This window comes from Dietzia sp. 2505 (assembly GCF_040546785.1).
Taxonomy (GTDB): Bacteria; Actinomycetota; Actinomycetes; order Mycobacteriales; family Mycobacteriaceae; genus Dietzia.
On record NZ_JBEPON010000005.1, the window covers coordinates 120,603 to 139,982 of the forward strand.

Genomic DNA, 19,380 nt, shown 5'->3' on the forward strand with positions numbered 1-19,380 from the left:
GCTGGTCGCCGTGCCTCGTGACGTCTCCACCCCCGCCGGCGCGCGCGCCGTGACGGCCGTGGCCCCCGCCAAGATCAACCTCCACCTCGGGGTCGGCGACCTGCGCGCGGATGGTTACCACGACCTGCTCACCGTGTACCGCGCGGTCGACCTGTGGGAACGGGTCACGGTCGCGCTGGTCGGCGGTGACAGCGCCGACGGTGTCGGTCCCGACGACGACGAGGTGATCGTCTCCGGGCCGGGGGCGGACCAGGTGCCCACGGGCCGGAGCAATCTCGCGGCACGGGCGGTCGACCTGCTCCGCACCGAGGCCGGGGTCCAGGCTCGGCTGTCGATCCGGATCGTCAAGGGCGTCCCCGTGGCCGGCGGGATGGCGGGCGGGAGCGCGGACGCGGCGGCCGCACTGGTGGCCACCGACCGACTGCTGGGTCTGGGACTCGGGCGGGCGGCCCTCGAGGAGCGGGCCGCACGCCTGGGCAGCGATGTGCCGTTCTGCATCCGCGGTGGCACGGCGCTCGGGACCGGTCGGGGCGAGACCCTCGCGCCGCTGCTGCACGCCCGCGCCGAACAGCACCTGGTGGTGGCGCTGGCCGACGGTGGGCTGTCCACCCCGGTGGTGTTCTCCGAACTCGACCGCCTGCGCGCCGAGCACGGCGCTGATCGTCGAGCGGGTGGCGTCGAGCCACTGGTCGAGGCGCTGGCCGGAGACGACCCGGCGCGGGTGGCCGGGTTGCTCGCCAACGATCTCGAGCCCGCCGCGCTCTCACTGATGCCGGCCCTGCGCAGGACCCTCCGGGCCGGAGCCGAGGCCGGTGCGCTGCACGGTATGGTCTCCGGCTCGGGCCCCACCTGCCTGTTCTTCTGCGCCGACCGCGAGCAGGCGATCGCGGTGGCGGCCGAGGTGAGCGAGACCGGCGTCGCGCGCGAGGTCCGACTCACCCGCGGCCCCGTCGCCGGCGCCCACGTCATAGACAACCCGCAACAGACACCGGAGCAGTAATGGCCCCCACGAACCTCATCAACCTCGAGCAGGGGTCGGTGTCCTTCGGGATCCGACAGGTGCTCGACGACGTCTCCCTGGGCGTCAACGCAGGCGACCGCATCGGCGTGGTCGGCCTCAACGGCGGTGGTAAGACCACGCTGCTCGAGATCCTCACCGGGGTGGCCGAGCCGGACACCGGACGCGTCTCGCGCGTGAGCGGTCTGCGGCTGGCCGTGGTCACCCAGCGGACCGAGCTGGCCGCCGACACCGTGGGCGAGTCCGTGCTCGGGGGATTGGGTGTGGCCACCCACGAGTGGGCGGGCGATTCGCGGATCCGCGCCGTGCTCGACGGGATCGGCATCCACGACCTGGGGTTGGACACCGCGGTGGACGATCTGTCCGGCGGCGAGCGGCGGCGGGTCTCCCTGGCCGCGGCGCTGGTCCAGGACCTCGACCTGCTGGTCCTCGACGAGCCGACCAACCACCTCGATGTCGAGGGCGTGCAGTGGCTCGCCGACCACCTGCGAGCGCGGTCCTCCGCCCTCGTCGTCGTCACCCATGATCGGTGGTTCCTCGACACCGTCGCGACCCACACCTGGGAGGTGGTCGACGGCCGCGTCGAGCAGTTCGAGGGCGGGTACAACGACTGGGTCTTCGCCCGCGCCGAGCGGGACCGACAGGCCGCCGCCTCCGAGTCCCGGCGGCAGAACCTCATGCGCAAGGAGCTCGCCTGGCTGCGTCGCGGCGCACCGGCCCGCACCTCCAAGCCGCGGTACCGCATCGAGGCCGCGGAGGCGTTGATCAAGGACGTGCCGCCGCCCCGCGACTCGCTACGCCTGTCGAGCTTCGCCGCGCGGCGGCTCGGCAAGGTGGTCATCGAACTCGAGGAGGCGCGCCTCGACGCCCCCGACGGCCGCACCCTCGTCGAGGACCTGACCTGGCGACTCGCGCCCGGCGAACGCCTCGGCCTGGTGGGCGTCAACGGTTCCGGCAAGACAACGCTCCTGCGCGCGCTCGCGGGTGAGGCCCACCTCGCCGCCGGCCGCCGCAAGGAGGGCAAGACGGTCCGTATCGGGTGGCTCAAGCAGGAGCTCGACGACCTGCCGCTCGACCAGCGGGTTCTCGAGGCGATCGAGGACGTGGCCGCGCGCGTGGCGTTCGGCGACATCGAGCTGTCCGCCTCCCAGCTGGCCGAACGCCTCGGCTTCACCCCTGCCCGCCAGCGCACGCCGGTCGGCGACCTCTCCGGCGGCGAGCGGCGGCGCCTGCAGCTCACGCGTGTGCTCATGGCCGAGCCCAACGTGCTGCTGCTCGACGAGCCCACCAACGACCTCGACATCGACACACTCCGCCAGCTCGAGGACCTGCTCGACGGGTGGCCTGGCACGATGGTCGTGATCTCCCACGACCGCTATCTCGTCGAGCGCATCTGCGACTCGGTGTGGGCGCTGTTCGGCGACGGCGGGCTCACCAACCTTCCGCGGGGGATCGACGAGTATCTCGAACGTCGCAAGCGCGCCGGGGCTGCGGGCGACTCGGGCAAGGTGCTGCGCGAGCCCGCTGTATCGAGCTCAGGCTCAGGCTCTGGTTCGGGCGCCGGTTCGGGCGGTGGTTCGGCATCCGCCGCGACTGCCGGCTCGGGCGGGTCCGGGCTCAGCTCGAGTGACGAGCGGGCGCTGCGCAAGGAGATGTCCAAGATCGAGCGCCAGATGCTCAAGCTCGATCAGCGACAGGCCACCCTCCACGAGGCCCTCACCGCCGCGGCGGGGGAGGCGCTCGACACGGAGAAGCTCGCGTCCCTCGACCGTGATCTCAAGGACGTGAGCGCGGAGAAGGAACGGCTCGAGGAGCGCTGGATGGAGCTCGGCGAACAGGTCGAGGGCTGACCCGCCCGCCAGCGCGATAGCGGTGTGTACGTCGAACTTGGTCGTCTCTGCTGCGGTGAATCGAGCGTTTCGCCGCGCTGGGCACGACCAGGATGTCGGCGGAACAGATGATGCCAGGACCGAGCGGCGCAGTTCATTGTGGAAGCTCGTCGTCCTCATCCACAGGGGACGCTGGGGGCGGGCGTGAACGGTCGCTGCGGGCGATGATCCTGAGGTGTCTCTTCCTCATCCGGCTGAGCCGTTTATCGGTAGTGCGGCGGTCGTGGCAGGCCACCTGTCCGGCCATCAGCTCAGGTCAGGGCATCGTCGTCTATATCCCGACGTGTACCTCGCCACCGAAGCGCCCGCCACCTCGGATGTAGTGGTCCGCGGGGCAGCGCTATGGGCACCCGCTGGAGCCGTGATCGGCGGTCTCGCGGCGGCACTGGTCCACCGGGAGCGTTGGTACGCGCCAGCTGCGGTAGAGAGAGAAGTCGACATCTACGCCGTCGGAACAGCACCTGCTCCGGGCCGTGTGCGCCTGCGCCGCCTCCGGCGTGCTCTGCCGGCGGGACAGGTGGAAGCGATCGGTGGGCTCCGTGTGACCTCCGCTGCACGGACGGCCATCGACGTAGCGAGGTGGGAGCTCGACGACGACACCGCCATCGCGAAGATCGACGCCGTGTGCAATCGATCCCGGATCGCCGTCAGCGAGGTGAGTGCCCTGGCGAGGGACCTGCGGGGGCTGCACGGTCTGCAGAGGGTGCGGAGCCTTCTCCAGTGGTGTGACCAGCGAGCGGATTCGCCGCCGGAGACCAGGCTTCGGTTGCTGATCGTCCGGTCGGACCTCCCTGCCCCGACTCCGCAGGTCGAGATCCACAACGAGTACGGGGTGAAGGTCGCTACCGCGGATCTGGCGTACGAAGATGAGAAGGTGGCGGTGTTTTACGACGGCGACGTCCATCGAGGCAGGTCTACCTGGGAGTACGACGCGCGGGTCAACGCCGAACTATCGGAGCTCGGCTGGCAGGTGGTCCGCGTGACCGGTTCGATGCTCCGGAATCCACGGGCGGTACTCCGCCAGATCGGTGCGGCCCTCGAGCGCGGCCGCGCGCAGGTATGACCGCGACGCGCGACCACGTGAGCCGGATCTTGGTCGTGCCTACTGCGATAAAATTGCGTTGTGGCCACAAGGGACACGACCAAACGCGTTGCGCGGAGCGCGCTGGGGAGCGCGGGGGCGTGCGGGGGTGTGCGTGAGGCAGGGGCTGAGAGCGTCAATCGGTCGGCGTGGGACGAGCGCGAGTGTGGGCGAGAAGGGCGGAGAGCAGAGCGTCGGCATCGGTGAGGTTCGGCAGGACGACGTGGGCGCCAGCTGATCGCAACTCGTCAGCGGAGACCCGACCGGTGGCGACGGCGACGCAGCGGGCCCCGGCGTCGAGTGCCCCGCGGACATCGTGGACGTGGTCACCGATCACCACCGCGCGCTCAGCGGTCACGTCGAGTCCGCGCGAGCGGGCGGTGGCGAGTGCACCGCGGACGAGGTCGGCGCGGTCGGCGTGGTGATCCCCGAACGCCCCGAGCCGCGGATCGGGAAGCCCGTCGAACCCGCACAACCGGAGCTTGAGCAGCGCCGTCCGTCGCATGTTGCCGGTGACGATCCCCTGGTGCAGCCCGTCTGTTGAGGCGAGAGCGGCTATCGCCTCATGAGCTCCCGGAAGCGCCCCACCTCCCGCGTCGAGCAGATCCTGCCCGTGCGCGTCGCACCGCTCGGCGACAGCGTGGAGCAGCGCGGTGACGAGGTCCTCTCGGGGGTCGAGCCCGTTCCTCTCGAGCAGGTCGGTGCAGATCGCGCGGTCGGTGCGCCCCGCGAAGGAGATATCCATGACGGGCTCGCGGCCCACCATCTCGGCGAGCGCGGGGGTGATCATCCGCGAGCCGAACCCGGCGGGATCGAGCAACGTGAGGTCGAGGTCCCAGAGGACGAGCAGGTCGCTCACGACGTCGGTTGCAGAAGCGGCGCGAGCCAGGCCGTGAGGAACTCCCGCAGGTCGGCGTCGGAACGGGAGTCGGGATCGTCGAGCACCATCACCGACCAGCCGATGTGCACGCCGACGTCGGCGAGGAAGTCGATGCGGTCGGCGAACTCGGGGAAACGCTCGACCGCCGGACGGAGCAGGTGGGCTGTGTACTCGAGGGACCTGTCGACGGCACCCGGATGGTGGATCGGGTTGCCCTCGCCGGACAGGGTCAGGGCTCGCATGAGCGGGTCCCCGAGGATGCGACGTCGGGACTCGATCACGATCTCCACCAGCACCTCGAGCAGCGAGTCGGCCGAGTCCAGCACGGACTCGTAGGCACCGAGCAGCGCGGTCAACCGCTCGGTGACCGCCTCGCCGATCAACTCCTCACGGGTCCCGAAGATCGAATACACCGTCTGCCGGCTCACCCCGGCCCGCTTGGCCACGACGGCGATGTTGACCCCGTCGAACCCGACCTCCCCGATCACCGCTCGGGTCGCGTCGAGGATGCTGTCACGTGACCTCACGCCGCCCATTATCGCGCCAGCCGGCCGCGGGCCGCATCCGAAGAGCCGGGGCGGGTGCGCCCGGGGCCGTAGGATCGCGGGCATGGGCAGCAAGAAGGACGACAAGAAGGCCACCTCGAGCGGGAAGAACGCGTCGTCGACGAGCGGCGCCAGGAGCGGGTCCAAGAGCAAGAGCGGGTCCAAGAGTACGAACGGGTCGAAGAAGAAGGAGCTCCCGAGCGGCCTGGAAAAACTGCCCAAGAAGGCGTACGAGGCCGAGCTCGAGCGGTTGCAGGCCGAACTCGTGGAGATGCAGGCCTGGCTCAAGGAGACCGGGAACCGGCTCGTCGTGGTGTTCGAGGGGCGCGACGCAGCCGGCAAGGGGTCGGCGATCAAGCGCATCACCCAGTACCTCAACCCGCGGTTCGCCCGCGTCGTCGCGCTGCCCGCCCCGACCGAGGTGCACAAGACCCAGTGGTACTTCCAGCGCTACATCGAGCACCTGCCCGCGGCCGGTGAGATCGTGATCTTCGACCGCTCCTGGTACAACCGGGCCGGCGTGGAGCGGGTGATGGGCTTCTGCACCACGGACGAGTACCGCCGCTTCCTGCACCAGGCGCCGATCTTCGAGCGCCTGCTCGTGGAGGACGGGATCATGCTGCGCAAGTACTGGTTCTCCGTATCCGACGAGGAGCAGGAGCGCCGGTTCCGCTCGCGGCACGACGACCCCATGCGCCGGTGGAAGCTCTCGCCGATGGACCTGGAGTCCATCAACCGGTGGGAGGCGTACAGCCGCGCCAAGGACGAGATGTTCATCCACACCGACATCCCCGAGGCGCCCTGGTACACGGTCGAGTCGGAGGACAAGAAGCGGTCGCGCATCAACGTGATCTCGCACCTGCTCTCCACCGTCCCGTGGGAGAAGCTCGAGCCGCCGACGTTCGAGATCCCGGAACGACCCGAGGGCGCCAGCTACGAGCGCCCGCCGCGCGAGGAGTTCAAGTACGTCCCGGACGTGGCGTCGGAGTTGCTCTGACCGGAGCCGGGGCGCGATCGCCGGCATGCAGGCGGGGCGGCGGGGGCGACCTAGGTAGGAATTCCTAGTATCTCTGCGACGGGCACAGGCCGGCCTGACACACTGGGGGCATGAGCGAATTCGTCACCACCCGGCGAGAAGGCCGGATGCAGCACATCGTCCTGGACCGCCCCAAGGCACTGAACTCCCTCGACCTGCCCATGTGCCGGGCCCTGCACTCCGCCCTGGATGCCGCGTCGCAGGACTCGGGAGTGGAGGCCGTCGTCACCACCAGTACCTCGGAGAAGGCGTTCTGTGCGGGCGGCGACATCCGCGCACTGCGCGACGCCGCGGCCGCCGGCGAGCACCAGACCAACCGGGATTTCTTCTCCGAGGAGTACGCGATGGACCTCGCGTACCACACGCACCGGGTACCGACTGTCGCCGTGATCCACGGCGTCGCGATGGGCGGCGGCCTCGGGATCTCCATCAACGGCTCACATCGCGTGGTCACCAAGAAGGTCATGATGGCCATGCCGGAGACGGCGATCGGGTTCATCCCCGACGTCGGCGCCAGCCACTTCCTGCCCCGCCTCTGCGGCGGCGGGACCCGGGGCCTCGCGGTGGGGATCTACCTCGGCACCACCGGGGTGCGCATGAACTCCGCGGACGCCCTCTACACGGGTCTGGCCACCCACCTGATCGACGACGCCGACCGGGATGCCTTCGTCTCCGCCATCGGGTCCGACGGCCTGGACGCCGCCCTGGAGCGCCACGGTCTCGAGCACTCGGGGGCGGGGAAGTCCGCCGTCGAGAAGCACATCGACCGGATCGAGGACGTCTTCTCCCGCGCGACCGTTCAGGAGATGGTCGCGGCCCTGGAGTCCGGTGAGCAGGACGAGTGGGCCACCTCGACCCTCGAGATGCTGCGGTCGCACTGCCCGACCTCGGTCATCGCCACCATCGAGCTGCTCCGCGCCGGGGCGGCCGCGACCGACCTGCGCGAGTGCCTGGACAACGAGCTGGCGCTGGGTGGATGGATCACCGCCCGCCCGGACTTCGTCGAGGGCGTGCGGGCCGTGGTGATCGACAAGGACCGCAATCCCACCTGGGACCCCGCCGACCTCGACGACGTTCACGTGGGCGCCATCCGTTCGGCGCTGACCGGGGGCTGACAGGGTCTACTCTGATCGGCGTCCAGCGCACGGGGCGCGGGTCGAGGAGGGGCCATGACCACCACCGGTGACGGCGCGCGCGAACCCGATGTGCTCGCCCCGCACGAGGAGCCCAAGGGCTGGGGGATCGCCGGCGTCACCGTGGTGTCGCTGGCCGCCGCGTTCGTCGTGCTCTGGGGGATCTCCCAGCACGCGAACATGGTCATGCCCGCCTTCCTCGCCCTCAACCTGGTGATCGCCGCCCAGCCGCTGCAGCGCCTGCTCGAGCGCGCCGGTCTGCCGAGGTGGGGCGGGATGATCATCGTCCTGCTGGTGCTCTACCTGCTGCTGGCCGCGCTGGTCGGCATGCTCGTGTGGGCGCTGTGGATCGCCGCCGAGGAGATCCCGCAGTACCAGGACAAGTTCGTCGAGCTCTACGGCCAGACCATCGAGTTCCTCGGCCGGTTCGGGGTGAGTCAGGACCAGGTCTCCTCGAGTCTGGCGGGCGTGGACCCCGGCACGATCATCGGCACCGTCCAGAACGTGGCGGGGCAGCTGTCCTCGGCGGGCGGGCAGCTCACCGTCCTGGTGATCGCGCTGACCTTCCTGGTGTTCGACATCCCGGGCATCACCCGCCGTCGGGCGGTGATCGCGCGCCAGCGGCCCAGGCTGGCGGACGCCCTCAGCTCGTTCACCGACGGTGTGAAGTCGTACTGGATCGTCTCGACGATCTTCGGTCTCATCGTGGCGGTGATCGACGTGATCGCACTGATGATCATCGGGGTCCCGCTGGCCCTGGTCTGGGGCGTCCTGGCCTTCGTCACCAACTACATCCCCAACATCGGCTTCGTCCTGGGCCTCGTGCCGCCCGCGCTGTTCGCGCTCCTGACCGGGGGACCGGTCGACGCCATCTGGGTGGTGGTGATCTACAGCGTGGTCAACCTGGTGATCCAGAGCTTCATCCAGCCCAAGTTCACCGGCGACGCCGTGGGACTCACCCCCACCGTCACGTTCCTCTCGCTGGTGTTCTGGGCGTCCGTGGCCGGCGCGCTGGGCGCGATCCTGGCCGTGCCGCTGACTCTCGCGGTCAAGGCCTTCCTGGTGGACGCCGACCCTCGGATGACGTGGTTCTCGACGTTCATGACCACTCCCGAGGCCGATGCCAAACGCGACAGGCGACGCGCCGGCAAGCTGGCGGCGGGGCCGTAGCGTCCACCGCCGCGCGACCGGTCAGTCGTCGGGTTCGTCCCCGGCGGGCGCGCGGGTGAAGGTCCCGAGACCGTTGCCGTCCAGGAGGTCGACGGTGACCTCGTCGTCGTCGAACGTCAGCGAACCCCGCGACCCCGGCGGCCAGTTCTCACTCCGCGGCTCGACCGCGAACGTGTCGCCGTCCCAGGGCTCGAGTGGCCAGGCGGCGGCGCCGCCCACGGCCATCTCGAGCCCGTCCTGCGACTCCCGGACCTCGAGGGTCCCGAAGTAGTCGTTGCGGTAGGTCCCGATCAGCTCCGCCGGGTCCCTCGGGGGTGCCGGATCGGCGGGCGGACGCGCGTCCACCAGGTCTCCGACGGGGTCGAGCAGTGGCGCGAACGCCTCCCCGAACAGGTCCCGCCAGTCCAGCGTGGGGTCGCCGTACTGGGCGTAGTCGGCGAACCTGGCGTTGATCGTCTCCGCCACCCCGCTCGGCGAGGCGTTGGTCACCGTGATGATCCCCAGGTCGAGCGAGGGCAGCATGAGCATCGCGGTGCCCGCCCCGAGCGCGAACGCCCCGGAATGACTCCACTGGACCCGACCCGAGGAACTGGTACCGATGTTGAACCCGTAGCCGTAGGAGCCGGGGCGGTCCGCGGCGGCCCGCGGGGGCGAGGAGACGATCTGCGGGGTGAGGGCCTCGCGCAGCGCCTCGACGGGGACGACCTGCGTGCCATCGGGCCCCTTGCCGTCGTCGAGCACCATCGCCATCCACGCGGCCATGTCGGTCACCGACGAACTCAGGCCACCCGCCGGCGCCTGGGCGTCCGGGTCGCGCTGGGGATCGGCCGGAACCCAGTCCCCGTCTGAGTCGCCCCGGGCAGCGGAGTCGGCGGAGTCGGCGCGCACGTGGCCGACCGCGCGGTTGTCCCGCTCGAGCAGTTCCTCGTGGGAGAAGGAGGTGTCGGTCATGTCGAGCGGGTCGAAGATCCGCTCGCGTCCCAGCTCGTCCCAGGGCGTCCCCGCCGCGACCGCCACCGCTTCGGCCCCCGCGGTGAGTCCGAAGTTGGTGTACGCGTACGAGGCCCGGAACGGCGTGAGCGGCAGGTGGCGCAGGCCGTGCAGGACCGCGGGTCGGTCGTAACCGAGGTCCTCGAGGTCGTCGCCGGCGTGCTCGGGGAGCCCGGAGCGGTGTGCGAAGACGTCGCCGACCGTCACGAGGGGGGACACCTGGGGGTCGGAGAGCTCGAACCACGGCAGGTACTCGCTGACGGGAGTGGACCAGTCGACCACTCCGTCGGCGCTCTCGGCCGCCACCACCGTGGCGCTGACCGACTTGGAGATCGAGGCCAGCGGGAAGACCGTCCGGGCGTCGACCTCGGCGCCCGTGCTGGTGTCCCGGACGCCGAAACCCTCCGCGAGGACCACCTCGCCGCCGTGCACCACGGCCACGGCCGCGCCCGGGATGCCGGAGGCGTCGAGTTCCTCCTCGACGATGTCGGTGACCTTGCCGATCGCGTAGTCGATCCGGTCCTCGTTCACCTCGAGCCCCGAGTATGCGGCCGGACTCTCGTCGGGGCCGGGTGTGGCCACCGGTGTCCCGCACGCCGATCCGAGGAGCGCGACGGCGGTGCACACGCTGGCAAGGCCCAGAGTTCGACGGCGCCCGGTGGCCGAATCGGTGGTCATCCGCCCAGCTTAGACCGCCGGAGTTGCCCCGGAGGCCCGTGTCGGACCATTCCCCGCGACTCGCTCCCGGTGCCGGGCGATCAGGTCGCGATACCAGTACCAGGAGTCCTTGCGGGTGCGCGTCAGGGTGGTGTGGTCGACGTGGACCAGGCCGAAGCGCTCGGCGTACCCGGCGGCCCACTCGAAGTTGTCCATCGCCGACCACACGTAGTAGCCCTCCACGTCCACGCCGGCCTCGATCGCATCCACCACGGCCGCCAGGTGCACGCGCAGGTAGTCGATCCGGCGCTCGTCGTGGACCGCGCCGTCCGCTCCGGGGCCGTCGTGGTACGAGCACCCGTTCTCGGTCACCGTCACCGGCGGCAGTCCCGGGTAGCGCTCGTGGAGGGCGACGAGGATGTCGGTGAGCCCCGACGGCACGACGGGCCAGTCGAAGTCGGTCCGCTCGACCCCCTCGATCCGCACCGGGCGGAACGGCATGTCCTCCGGGAAGTCCACCTCGAGCACTCCCGAGTAGTCGGCGTCGGGGCGCGGGGACTCGATCACCGTGGGTTCGTAGTAGTTGACGCCGTAGTGGTCGAGGGGGCTGGCGATGACGACGAGGTCCTGCTCGAGCTGGTCGGCGGTCAGGCCCGCGGTGGTCATGACGAGCTCGGCCACCCAGTCCTCCGGGTAGGCGCCGCGGAGGACGGGATCGGAGAACAGCCAGTTGGTCAGGATGCGGAACATCTCGGCGGCCTCGACGTCCTCCGGGGAGTCGGTCGCGGCGATGACGGGGAAGTGCTGTTGGACCACCCCGACCTCGTGCCGGGGGCCGGCGGCACGAATCGCCCCGACTGACAGGCCGTGCGCGCGGAGCAGGTTGTGGGCCACGGGCAGGCAGTCCAGTCCCATCCCGAGCGCCGGCGCGTGGTCGGTGAGCCCGTGGCCGTAGAGGGTGTGGACGTTCATCTCGTTGAGCGTGAGCCACCGGGTGACGCGGTCGCCGAGGGCGTCGACCACCACGGCGGTGTAGTCGGCCAGGGCCTGCGAGGTGTCCCGGTTCAGCCAGCCGCCCTCGTCCTGCAGTGCCTGCGGCAGGTCCCAGTGGTAAAGGGTGGGCACCGGGCGGATGCCGGCCGCCAGGAGGTCGTCGACGAGCCGCGAGTAGAAGTCCAGGCCGGGTCGGTTGACCTGCCCGCGCCCGGTGGGCAGGACCCGCGACCAGGAGATCGAGAACCGGTAGTCGTCGACGCCCAGGGCGGCCAGGTCGCGGACGTCCTCGGCGTGTCGGTGATAGTGATCGCACGCCACGGCCGGGGTGTCGCCGCCGCGGATGCGGCCGGGCTCGGCGGCGAAGGTGTCCCAGATGCTCGGGCCACGCCCGTCGGCGTCGGCGCCGCCCTCGATCTGGGCGGCGGCGGTGGCCGTGCCCAGGCGGAATCCGGGGGGCAGGATCGGGTCTCGGGTCGACAACTAAAGGTCCTTCCGGGTGGGTGCTATCGGACGCCGCGGAGCGGCAGGGTGCACAGGGCGGCGGCGACGGCGATGCCGGCCCCGACCCAGTAGAGCGCGGGGTATCCGGCCGCGGAGGTGACGAGGGGAACTGCGATCGCGGGTGCGACCACCTGCGGCAGTGAGGTGGCGATGTTGGCCACTCCCAGGAGGGTGCCCGCGGTGCCGGAGGTCGCCAGGGACCCGGTGATGATCGCCATGTCGACCGCGATGAACAGGCCCCAGCCCACGCCGAGCACGGCCGCAGCGGCCAGTACCGAGGGCAGGGTGGTGGACGACGCGAGGCCGAGCAGTCCGCCGGCGGTGATCAGGGCCCCGGCCGCGGCGAACTCGCGACGGCGGTGGAGCCGGTCGGAGAACGCCCCGGCCGTCGCCGCGCAGACCGCGGACAGGACGAGCGTGATGACGGTGACCATGAGGACCGAGTTGCCCGGGTCCGGCGCCCCCACCACGGAGTCGAGGAAGAAGAACAGGTAGACCAGCAGGATGGCGTTGGTGAGGTTCATGAGGAACCGCAGCAGCCACGCCCACACGTACTGGCGGGTCGGACGGAAGTCCGCGAGGACGACACCGGGACGTGCGATGGCATCGGTCCCCGTCCCGCCGCCGACCTCGACACCCGTGCCGCCGCCGGCGACCGCGTGGGCAGGTGCGACGACCGGGGCCGCACGTCCCGCCACCACGATCGCCGAGAGCAGCGCCGGCGTGAGCACCGCGAGCACCAGGTATCCGGTCGCGCCACCACCGACGGACTCCGCCACCACGACGCCGCTGATCACGCCGACGATCTGGCCCACCCCGAACAGCGACCCCACCACCCCGCGCTGCTGTTCGGGGACGCGATCGGCCATCAGCGCGGCCAACACCGCGAACGGTCCGTTGAACCCCAGCTGCACGAGGACCCACCCCGCGACCGTGGCCGGGCCGGAGTCGGCGGTCAGGAGGACCACCTGGCCCGTCACGCCGATCGCCGTGCCCACGTACACCACCGGCATCCGCGTGCCGAGCCCCGCGCGGCACCGGTCGGAGATCAGACCCCAGACCGGGTTGGCCACCAGGGCGACGGCCGCCCCGACCCCGACGACGAGTCCGAGCAGGGCCTCCCGGCCACCCGGCCCACCGATCCTGTCGGCCTGCACGGGCAGGAGGATCTGCAGCGGGCCGAACCACGAGGCGAACACCGCCACGACGCCGAGCGTGAGCGCCAGGATCCACAGCGGGCCGACGCGGTCGGCGGGTCGGGTCACCGCACGCGTTCCCAGTTGGCCGTCCAGGCCTCGGCGCCGCCCATGAGCTGGCGCTCGAGCTCGGCCCGGTCCGGTCCGGCCCGGTGCAGGAGGTCGGCCGCCCAGTCCGCGTAGAGCCCGTACTGTGCCACCCCGTCGACGTTGAGGTCGTAGACGCGGTCGCCGAACTGCCACCGGTCCATCACCTCACCGCTGAGGGCGGTGAACGGGTAGACCAGCGGGTCGGTGGCGGCGCTGGGGCGCGGGTCGGCGAGCAGCGCAAGGCCGTTGACGTCCGACCCGAAGCCGTACCCGGCCCACGGACGGGTCGTGCCGGCGGTGTTGGCCCGCCACGCCTCCAGGAAACCGGTGTCGAAGCTCTCGGTCGCGTCGGCGGGCCAGGCGAACGCGGCGACGAACCCGCCCTGCTCGTGCATACGACGCGTGATGCCCTGGGTGGCCCAGGTGTGATCGGAGATCAGCCCCGTGTAACCCGCCTCCGCGGCCATGTCGAGTGTCCGGGTGGCCGTCTTGACACTCATGTGGTCGATGTTGATCACCATGCCGCGCGCCATCATCCCGCGGACGGCGTGTTCGCCGAGCGGGGTCAGCCCGCGGACGTTGCACAGCGGCGCCTCGGGGTACACCGGCAGTGCCGCTCCCGCGGGGGCGCCCCCCGTGACCGCCGCGAGCCCGTCCGCGACCGGGGTGCTGGCGATCGGCTGCTCGTGGTCCGCGTCGGGGCCGGTGCAGGGCTCGGTCTCCCAGAAGCGCTGGGTCCCGATCTTGTTGCCGACGTTCACCGCGAGCCCGGCCAGCTCCTCGTCCATGCGGGCACCCCCGAGGGCGTTGTCGAACTTGTGGACCGGGAACACGGTGGACACGCCCCACGACGCGAACTCGTCGAGTCCGCGGTCGATGTCCTCGGCCGAACACAGCGGCACGTCGTTCACCACCCGGCAGCCGAACGGCTCGGACGCCTCCACACCGAGCGTCACCGCGAGCTTGCCCTGCGCGGCGATGGCGCGGACCTCGCCGGGCGACCGTGCGATCCGGAACCATCCGCGACCCGGGCCGCCGTGCTCTGCGTCGATGTGGGCCTCCATCCGGTTCATGTAGTCGACCTGTCGGCGTAGTTGCTCCATCTCGTCACACGAGTAGGGCGAGCCGATCAGCATCTCGCACAGCACACGGTTGGCGACCAGGTAGTTGTTGAGCACCCGCAGCCCGCCCCGCCACGCCCGCTCGATGCCGGTGTAGTAGGCCTGCTCGTGCAGCTGGGAGTTGTAGGCCGGCCACTGCGCGAAGGAGGGGTACCCCTGTGTGCCGCCGGGGACCGCGGTACCGCCGAGGACCGATTCGAGCAGTGAGAAGTGACCGAAGTCCGAGTGCGTGGGGCAGTCGGCCAGGGCCTGGGCCATCCCGCCGGGGGCGAACGGCTCACCGCACCGCAGCGCGCCGCCGAACGCCTGGGACGCGGCGATGTGCGCGTGGGCGTCGACCATCCCCCTGACCGGGCCGGCCGCGCGAGCCGGGGCGGTGGCCAGCGGCACGGCCAGTATCACCGCTATGAGGAGGGCCAACGCGGCCCGCGGCCACTCGCCGGTGATCGTTCTCCCCGTGCTCGAACTGTTGCGTCCCATGCCCGTGCCCCTCTCAGACGGCACCCGTCGGGGGTCGGCGGGGGCCTCGGCGTGAGAGGGAGCTTAACCAAGGGTCGGCCGTTCCGAGCCCTATCCCGGCGAATTCTGGACGGTTGTTCAGAGATTTCCCGGCGCGGTGAGGCGTGTGTGGCGTGAGGGTCAGGCGGTGTCGGCGACCAGCGGTTCGATGGTGAGGTGATCCATCTCCTTGCTGATGTACTGCAGACGCCACTTGTCGCCGAACAGGGCCAGCAGCTCGCCGTCGGTGCGCTGGAACACCTCCACCCCGCGCTGGCGCCCGAGCTCGTCGGCCGAGGCGGCGTCGGTACGGCGGGCGATGGAGTACGGCAGGTTGTCGACGACGACCTCGACGTTGAACTCTGTCTTCATGCGGGCGGTCACCACCTCGAACTGCATGGGTCCGACCGCCGCCATCACGGGGTTCGCGTCGCCGCGGGTGTCGTTGCGCAGGATCTGCACCACGCCCTCGGCGGCCAGCTGGTCGATGGCCTTGCGGAACTGCTTGTACTTGCCCAGCGACTGCGCGCGGACCACGGCGAAGTGCTCGGGTGCGAACTGGGGGATCGGCGGGAACTGCACTTTCTTACCGGTGTAGAGGGTGTCGCCGGGGGCCAGCGCGGTGGCGTTGACCAGGCCCACCACGTCGCCCGGGTAGGCGGTCTCGACGGTGGTGCGGTCGCGACCGAAGACGGTGAGCGCGTATTTGGTGGTGAACGGCTTGGCGGACTGGGCGTGGGTGACCACCATGCCGCGCTCGAACTCGCCGGAGACCACGCGCATGAACGCGAGCCGGTCGCGGTGCGCGGCGTCCATACCGGCCTGCACCTTGAACACGACCGCGGAGAACGGATCCGAGGTCTCACGCGGCGCACCGGTGACGGTGTCCCATGCGTGCGGCGGCGGGGCCAGCTCGACCAGCGCGTCGAGGATCTGGTGGACGCCGAAGTTGAGCATCGCGGAGGCGAAGATCACCGGGCTGGTCTCGCCGGCCAGGTAGAGCTCCTGATCGTGGTCCTGGCCCATGGCGGAGAGCAGTTCTGACTCCTCGACCGCGGTCTCCCAGACCTCGCCCTCGCGGTCGGCGGCCGCGGCGGGCTCGTAGTGCTCCTCCGGGGCGATGGTCGAGCCACCGGCGGTGCGGGTGAAGTGGATGTACTCCTCGGGTGCCCCGTCTGGGCCGCGACGGAGCAGGCCCCGGTAGTCGCCCGCGATGCCGACCGGCATGAACAGCGGGGTGGGGACCAGGCCGATCTGCTCGGTGATCTCGTCCAGCAGTTCCAGCGGCGCCTGCCCCGGCCGGTCCCACTTGTTGATCACCGTGATGATGGGCAGGCCGTTGTGCTTGCAGACCCGGAACAGCTTCAGCGTCTGTGGCTCGAGGCCCTTGGCGGCGTCGATGAGCATGACCGCGGCGTCGACCGCGGTGAGGACGCGGTAGGTGTCCTCGGAGAAGTCGGCGTGTCCGGGGGTGTCCACCAGGTTGATGACGTACGGCTCGTCGTCCTCCGGCAACCCGGCCGGCTTGTACGTGAACTGCAGGGCCGTGGAGCTGACCGAGATGCCGCGGGCCTTCTCCATCTCCATCCAGTCCGACACGGTGGCGCGGCGACCGGACTTGCCGTGGACCGCTCCGGCCTCGGTGATGACCCGCGCGTGCAGGGCGAGCGCCTCGGTGAGCGTGGACTTGCCGGCGTCCGGGTGGGCGATCACGGCGAAGGTGCGGCGTCGGGCGACCTCGGAGCGTACGTCCGTGTGGGCCCCGGACCTGTCGGGACCAGCGGGTTGCCCGGTCGTCCCGGTGTCCTCGGCGGTCTCCGTCACGCGTCCTCCTCGGTGCTCCGGCGGCCCTCGCCGTCGTCTTCCCAGGGTACGTCCGTCCGCGTTCGACCACCCAATCCGCCGGTGCACCGCGCAGGGACCGCGGGCGCGCACGAAAGGCGAGGTCACGCACGGCGCGTTGTCGGACCCGGCGCCTACGGTGCGCAGTGGCAGCGTCGCCGGACGCGCCGGAGCGGAGACGGGCATGAGCGCGAGCAGGGACGGTTCGGTAGTCGAAGGTTCGGTAGTCGAGGAGGCACAGGGGCGCGAGGAGCGGAGGTCGGCGCTGCGCGACCTGCTCCCGGCGATCGAGCGGTTGCGTGGTGTCCGCGAGGTCGTGTGGGCGGGGGGCGATCGGAACGAGAACGGCTCCATCAACGTTCGCTACCCGATCTACGACCGCGATACAGAGAAGGTCATGGAGGTCTGCAACGGGGGAGCGTTGACCGATGTCGACTACCGGCGGACGCTGGAACGTCGTGGTGGGCACGGTTTAGGCAGCCAGGCCCCTGATCTCGTAGCGCTGGCCCGGGACTCCGACGAGGAGCTGACCGTCGCGCTGCTCACCTGGATGATGCGGTCCGAGAGGTTCAGCGAGGGTGAGGTCGCGGCGTCGCTGGAGAACGGCGCGCTCGTGTCGCTCCTCGACCGGCTGCGAGAGTTGTACGACATGTGATCGCCCCGGACAAGGACCCCGTGCGCCCCTGCTCCGGCCCGTCAGTGCTGCTCTCTCAGGGCGGCGAGGTAGCGGCGGGTCAGCCGGTTCTGCTCGAAGCGGGCGACGGGCGCGCCCACCTTCGCGAGCAGGGTGGCGTGTGAGGATTCGGCCTCGATCCGCAGGCGCACGACGTCGGTGGCGGGGTCGTGCTCGACCAGGAACGACTCCCAGCCGGCCTCGGGGTGGCCGGGCAGCGCGCGGTAGGTGAAGCCGCGGGCGGTGGGGCTGTCGATCACCGATGTGACCGCGCACGGTGCCGCGATCCTGAGCCACGCCCCCGGCCCGGTGCGCGGACGGAGCGTGACAGTGCGGCCGACCGTGGCAGGACCGTCGGTGACGACGACGAGGCCCGCGCGGCGATGCATGTCCCAGTTGATCAGTGCGCGGCTCGCGCGGTCGAAGAGGTCGGCCCCGGCGCCCAGGACGGCGTCACGTCGCAGCCGCCGGGGACGGCTCACGCGGAGTGGACCTGGTTCTGGGCGGTCTCCAACCCGTGCGTGAGGAGCAGTTCGACGGCGTCGGCAGCGTCCTGGACCAGGAAGGGTACGTCGGGTTGCTCGAGCTTCGAAAAGCGCTTGAGCACGTAGTCCGCCACCGCCATGCGGCCCGGAGGCCGGCCGACCCCCGCGCGGACGCGGATGTAGTCGCGGGTGCCCAGGGCGCTGGTCACCGATCGCAGGCCGTTGTGTCCGCCCTCGCCTCCGCCACGCTTGAGCCGGACCTGACCGAAGTCGATGTCGATCTCGTCGTGCACCACGATCACCTCGGTGGGGGCGACGGAGAAGTATTTCGCCACCGCCGCGACGGGGCCCCCGGACAGGTTCATGTAGCTGCGCGGACGGGCCAGGATCACCGCCTGGTCGGCCAACCGCGTCTGGGCGACCTCGCAGTTGGTCCGCTTGTGCGTGGAGAAGGTCGCCGGCATGGGCAGGGCGCGGGAGGCGAGCTCGACCAGCACGTCCCAGCCGATGTTGTGTCGGGTGCCCTCGTAGTCGGGACCGGGGTTGGCCAGGCCCACGACGAGCCTGGGGCCGGGGGCGTCAGCGGTACTCACGGACTCATGGTCCCAGACCGGGTCGGTCGGCGCTCCCATCGGTCGGCGCTCCCATCGGTCGCCGCCCGCGCCGTCAGGCCTGCAGCTCGGCCCGGGCCGTCTCGAGCACTGCGGCGGTCAGGGCGTCAAGGTCGGGGGACTGGAGTCTCCAGTGTTGCCAGAACAGCGGCACGTCGAGGGGACGGTCGGGGGAGACCTCGGCGAGCTCACCGGAGACCAGCCACGGTGTGGCCAGTCGCTCGGGGACCAGGCCCCAACCCAACCCGGCGGCGATGGCCCGGACATGGTCGTGCGAACTGGGCACGAAGTGTCGGGGTCCGGTCGGTTCGCGGCGGGCCAGCCGTCGGTAGTGGTGGTTCTGGTGGGCGTCGCTGCGATCGAAGTCGACGATGGGGGCTCTGCCCAGCGCGTTCGTGGGAGAACCGTCCCGCAGGTGCCGTGCCACGAAACCGGGACTGGCGCACGCGAGGTACCGCATCGACCCCAGTGGCAGTGACCGGCACCCCTGGACGGGTCGGGACTCACTGGTCACCGCCGCCATCACCTCGCCGCGCCGGAGGAGCTGGGAGGACAGCGACTCGTCCTCGCGGCGGAGGTCAAAGACCACCCGGCCCGACGAGTGGACCTCGGTCATGGCGTCGAGGAACCAGGTGGCCAGCGAATCGGAGTTGCACGCCACCGCCAGGACCACATGCTCTGTCGGGGCGCCCGCTCCGTCGAACTCGCGGGACAGGGACTCCTCCAGGTGGAGCATCTGTCGTGCGGTCCGGAGCACTGTCTCACCGGAGTCGGTCGCCGTGACCGGGCGGTCCCGGCGGACCAGGATGCGGCCGGCCGAGTCCTCCAGGGCTCGAATCCGTTGGGACACCGCGGACTGCGTGACGTGGAGGTGGGCGGCGGCGGCGTCGAACGAGCCGAGGTCGACGACGGCCACGAGCGTGCGCAGCTGGTCCAGGTGAAGTGCGTCCATAAGTGAGGCTAATGGT

At 70.8% G+C, this 19,380-nt stretch carries 17 protein-coding genes; 7 read left to right on the top strand and 10 right to left on the bottom strand.

Annotated features, from left to right (window positions below; translation table 11 throughout):
* Positions 1–10 precede the first annotated feature (10 nt).
* The 3 genes from ABIE38_RS11295 to ABIE38_RS11305 all read left to right on the top strand — a co-directional run bounded on the left by ABIE38_RS11295 (position 11) and on the right by ABIE38_RS11305 (position 3,970).
* A complete protein-coding gene (locus ABIE38_RS11295) occupies positions 11–1,000 on the top strand; it encodes a 4-(cytidine 5'-diphospho)-2-C-methyl-D-erythritol kinase (RefSeq protein ID WP_354056300.1) in 990 nt (329 codons plus the stop codon).
* The gene (locus tag ABIE38_RS11300; protein WP_354056302.1) at positions 1,000–2,868 is read left to right on the top strand and encodes an ABC-F family ATP-binding cassette domain-containing protein; all 1,869 of its coding nucleotides are present in this window, start codon (positions 1,000–1,002) and stop codon (positions 2,866–2,868) included. Before ABIE38_RS11295 ends, ABIE38_RS11300 begins: the two co-directional genes overlap by 1 nt.
* A 400-nt stretch (positions 2,869–3,268) precedes the next feature.
* Entirely contained in the window at positions 3,269–3,970 is a 702-nt protein-coding gene (locus ABIE38_RS11305; RefSeq protein ID WP_354056304.1) for an endonuclease domain-containing protein, read from the top strand.
* A gap of 154 nt (positions 3,971–4,124) precedes the next feature.
* On the opposite strand, the gene ABIE38_RS11310 is transcribed toward ABIE38_RS11305, so the two are convergent.
* Both ABIE38_RS11310 and ABIE38_RS11315 read right to left on the bottom strand, forming a co-directional pair.
* Positions 4,125–4,847: an HAD family hydrolase gene (locus ABIE38_RS11310; protein ID WP_354056306.1), complete on the bottom strand. Its 723-nt coding sequence runs from the start codon at positions 4,845–4,847 to the stop codon at positions 4,125–4,127.
* A complete protein-coding gene (locus ABIE38_RS11315; RefSeq protein ID WP_354056308.1) occupies positions 4,844–5,395 on the bottom strand; it encodes a TetR/AcrR family transcriptional regulator in 552 nt (183 codons plus the stop codon). Before ABIE38_RS11315 ends, ABIE38_RS11310 begins: the two co-directional genes overlap by 4 nt.
* An 82-nt stretch (positions 5,396–5,477) precedes the next feature.
* On the opposite strand from ABIE38_RS11315, the gene ppk2 reads away from it, so the two are divergent.
* From ppk2 to ABIE38_RS11330, 3 genes are all read left to right on the top strand, one after another.
* The gene (gene ppk2, locus ABIE38_RS11320; RefSeq protein WP_354056310.1) at positions 5,478–6,410 is read left to right on the top strand and encodes a polyphosphate kinase 2; all 933 of its coding nucleotides are present in this window, start codon (positions 5,478–5,480) and stop codon (positions 6,408–6,410) included.
* Positions 6,411–6,520: 110 nt separating this feature from the next.
* A complete protein-coding gene (locus ABIE38_RS11325) occupies positions 6,521–7,564 on the top strand; it encodes an enoyl-CoA hydratase/isomerase family protein (RefSeq protein WP_354056312.1) in 1,044 nt (347 codons plus the stop codon).
* A 54-nt stretch (positions 7,565–7,618) separates the two neighbouring features.
* Positions 7,619–8,752, top strand: coding sequence for an AI-2E family transporter (locus tag ABIE38_RS11330; protein ID WP_354056314.1), 1,134 nt, complete (start codon positions 7,619–7,621; stop codon positions 8,750–8,752).
* 21 nt (positions 8,753–8,773) lie between these two features.
* On the opposite strand, the gene ABIE38_RS11335 is transcribed toward ABIE38_RS11330, so the two are convergent.
* The 5 genes from ABIE38_RS11335 to ABIE38_RS11355 form a co-directional block, all read right to left on the bottom strand.
* Positions 8,774–10,420 (bottom strand): serine hydrolase, encoded by a 1,647-nt coding sequence (locus tag ABIE38_RS11335; RefSeq protein ID WP_354056316.1) that lies wholly within the window; start codon positions 10,418–10,420, stop codon positions 8,774–8,776.
* Positions 10,421–10,429: 9 nt separating this feature from the next.
* On the bottom strand, positions 10,430–11,875 hold the full coding sequence (locus ABIE38_RS11340) for a GH1 family beta-glucosidase (protein WP_354056318.1): 1,446 nt from the start codon (positions 11,873–11,875) through the stop codon (positions 10,430–10,432).
* 23 nt (positions 11,876–11,898) lie between these two features.
* The gene (locus ABIE38_RS11345; RefSeq protein WP_354056320.1) at positions 11,899–13,161 is read right to left on the bottom strand and encodes an MFS transporter; all 1,263 of its coding nucleotides are present in this window, start codon (positions 13,159–13,161) and stop codon (positions 11,899–11,901) included.
* Complete coding sequence (locus tag ABIE38_RS11350; RefSeq protein WP_354056322.1) at positions 13,158–14,783, bottom strand: hypothetical protein; 1,626 nt, start codon at positions 14,781–14,783, stop codon at positions 13,158–13,160. The genes ABIE38_RS11345 and ABIE38_RS11350 overlap by 4 nt, the downstream gene beginning before the upstream one ends.
* A gap of 159 nt (positions 14,784–14,942) precedes the next feature.
* On the bottom strand, positions 14,943–16,625 hold the full coding sequence (locus ABIE38_RS11355; RefSeq protein ID WP_354056323.1) for a peptide chain release factor 3: 1,683 nt from the start codon (positions 16,623–16,625) through the stop codon (positions 14,943–14,945).
* 202 nt (positions 16,626–16,827) lie between these two features.
* On the opposite strand from ABIE38_RS11355, the gene ABIE38_RS11360 reads away from it, so the two are divergent.
* Entirely contained in the window at positions 16,828–17,298 is a 471-nt protein-coding gene (locus ABIE38_RS11360) for a DUF6508 domain-containing protein (protein ID WP_354056325.1), read from the top strand.
* A gap of 41 nt (positions 17,299–17,339) precedes the next feature.
* Here the strand turns inward: ABIE38_RS11360 and ABIE38_RS11365 are convergent, their stop codons facing one another.
* Genes ABIE38_RS11365 through ABIE38_RS11375 form a run of 3 tightly spaced genes read right to left on the bottom strand, consistent with a single transcriptional unit; the run spans position 17,340 to position 19,364 of the window.
* The gene (locus ABIE38_RS11365; protein WP_354056327.1) at positions 17,340–17,798 is read right to left on the bottom strand and encodes a DUF1990 domain-containing protein; all 459 of its coding nucleotides are present in this window, start codon (positions 17,796–17,798) and stop codon (positions 17,340–17,342) included.
* Positions 17,795–18,433, bottom strand: a complete 639-nt coding sequence (pth, locus tag ABIE38_RS11370; protein WP_354056329.1) for an aminoacyl-tRNA hydrolase — start codon at positions 18,431–18,433, stop codon at positions 17,795–17,797. Before pth ends, ABIE38_RS11365 begins: the two co-directional genes overlap by 4 nt.
* Before the next feature lie 34 nt (positions 18,434–18,467).
* Entirely contained in the window at positions 18,468–19,364 is an 897-nt protein-coding gene (locus ABIE38_RS11375) for a LysR family transcriptional regulator ArgP (RefSeq protein WP_354056331.1), read from the bottom strand.
* Positions 19,365–19,380 lie beyond the last annotated feature (16 nt).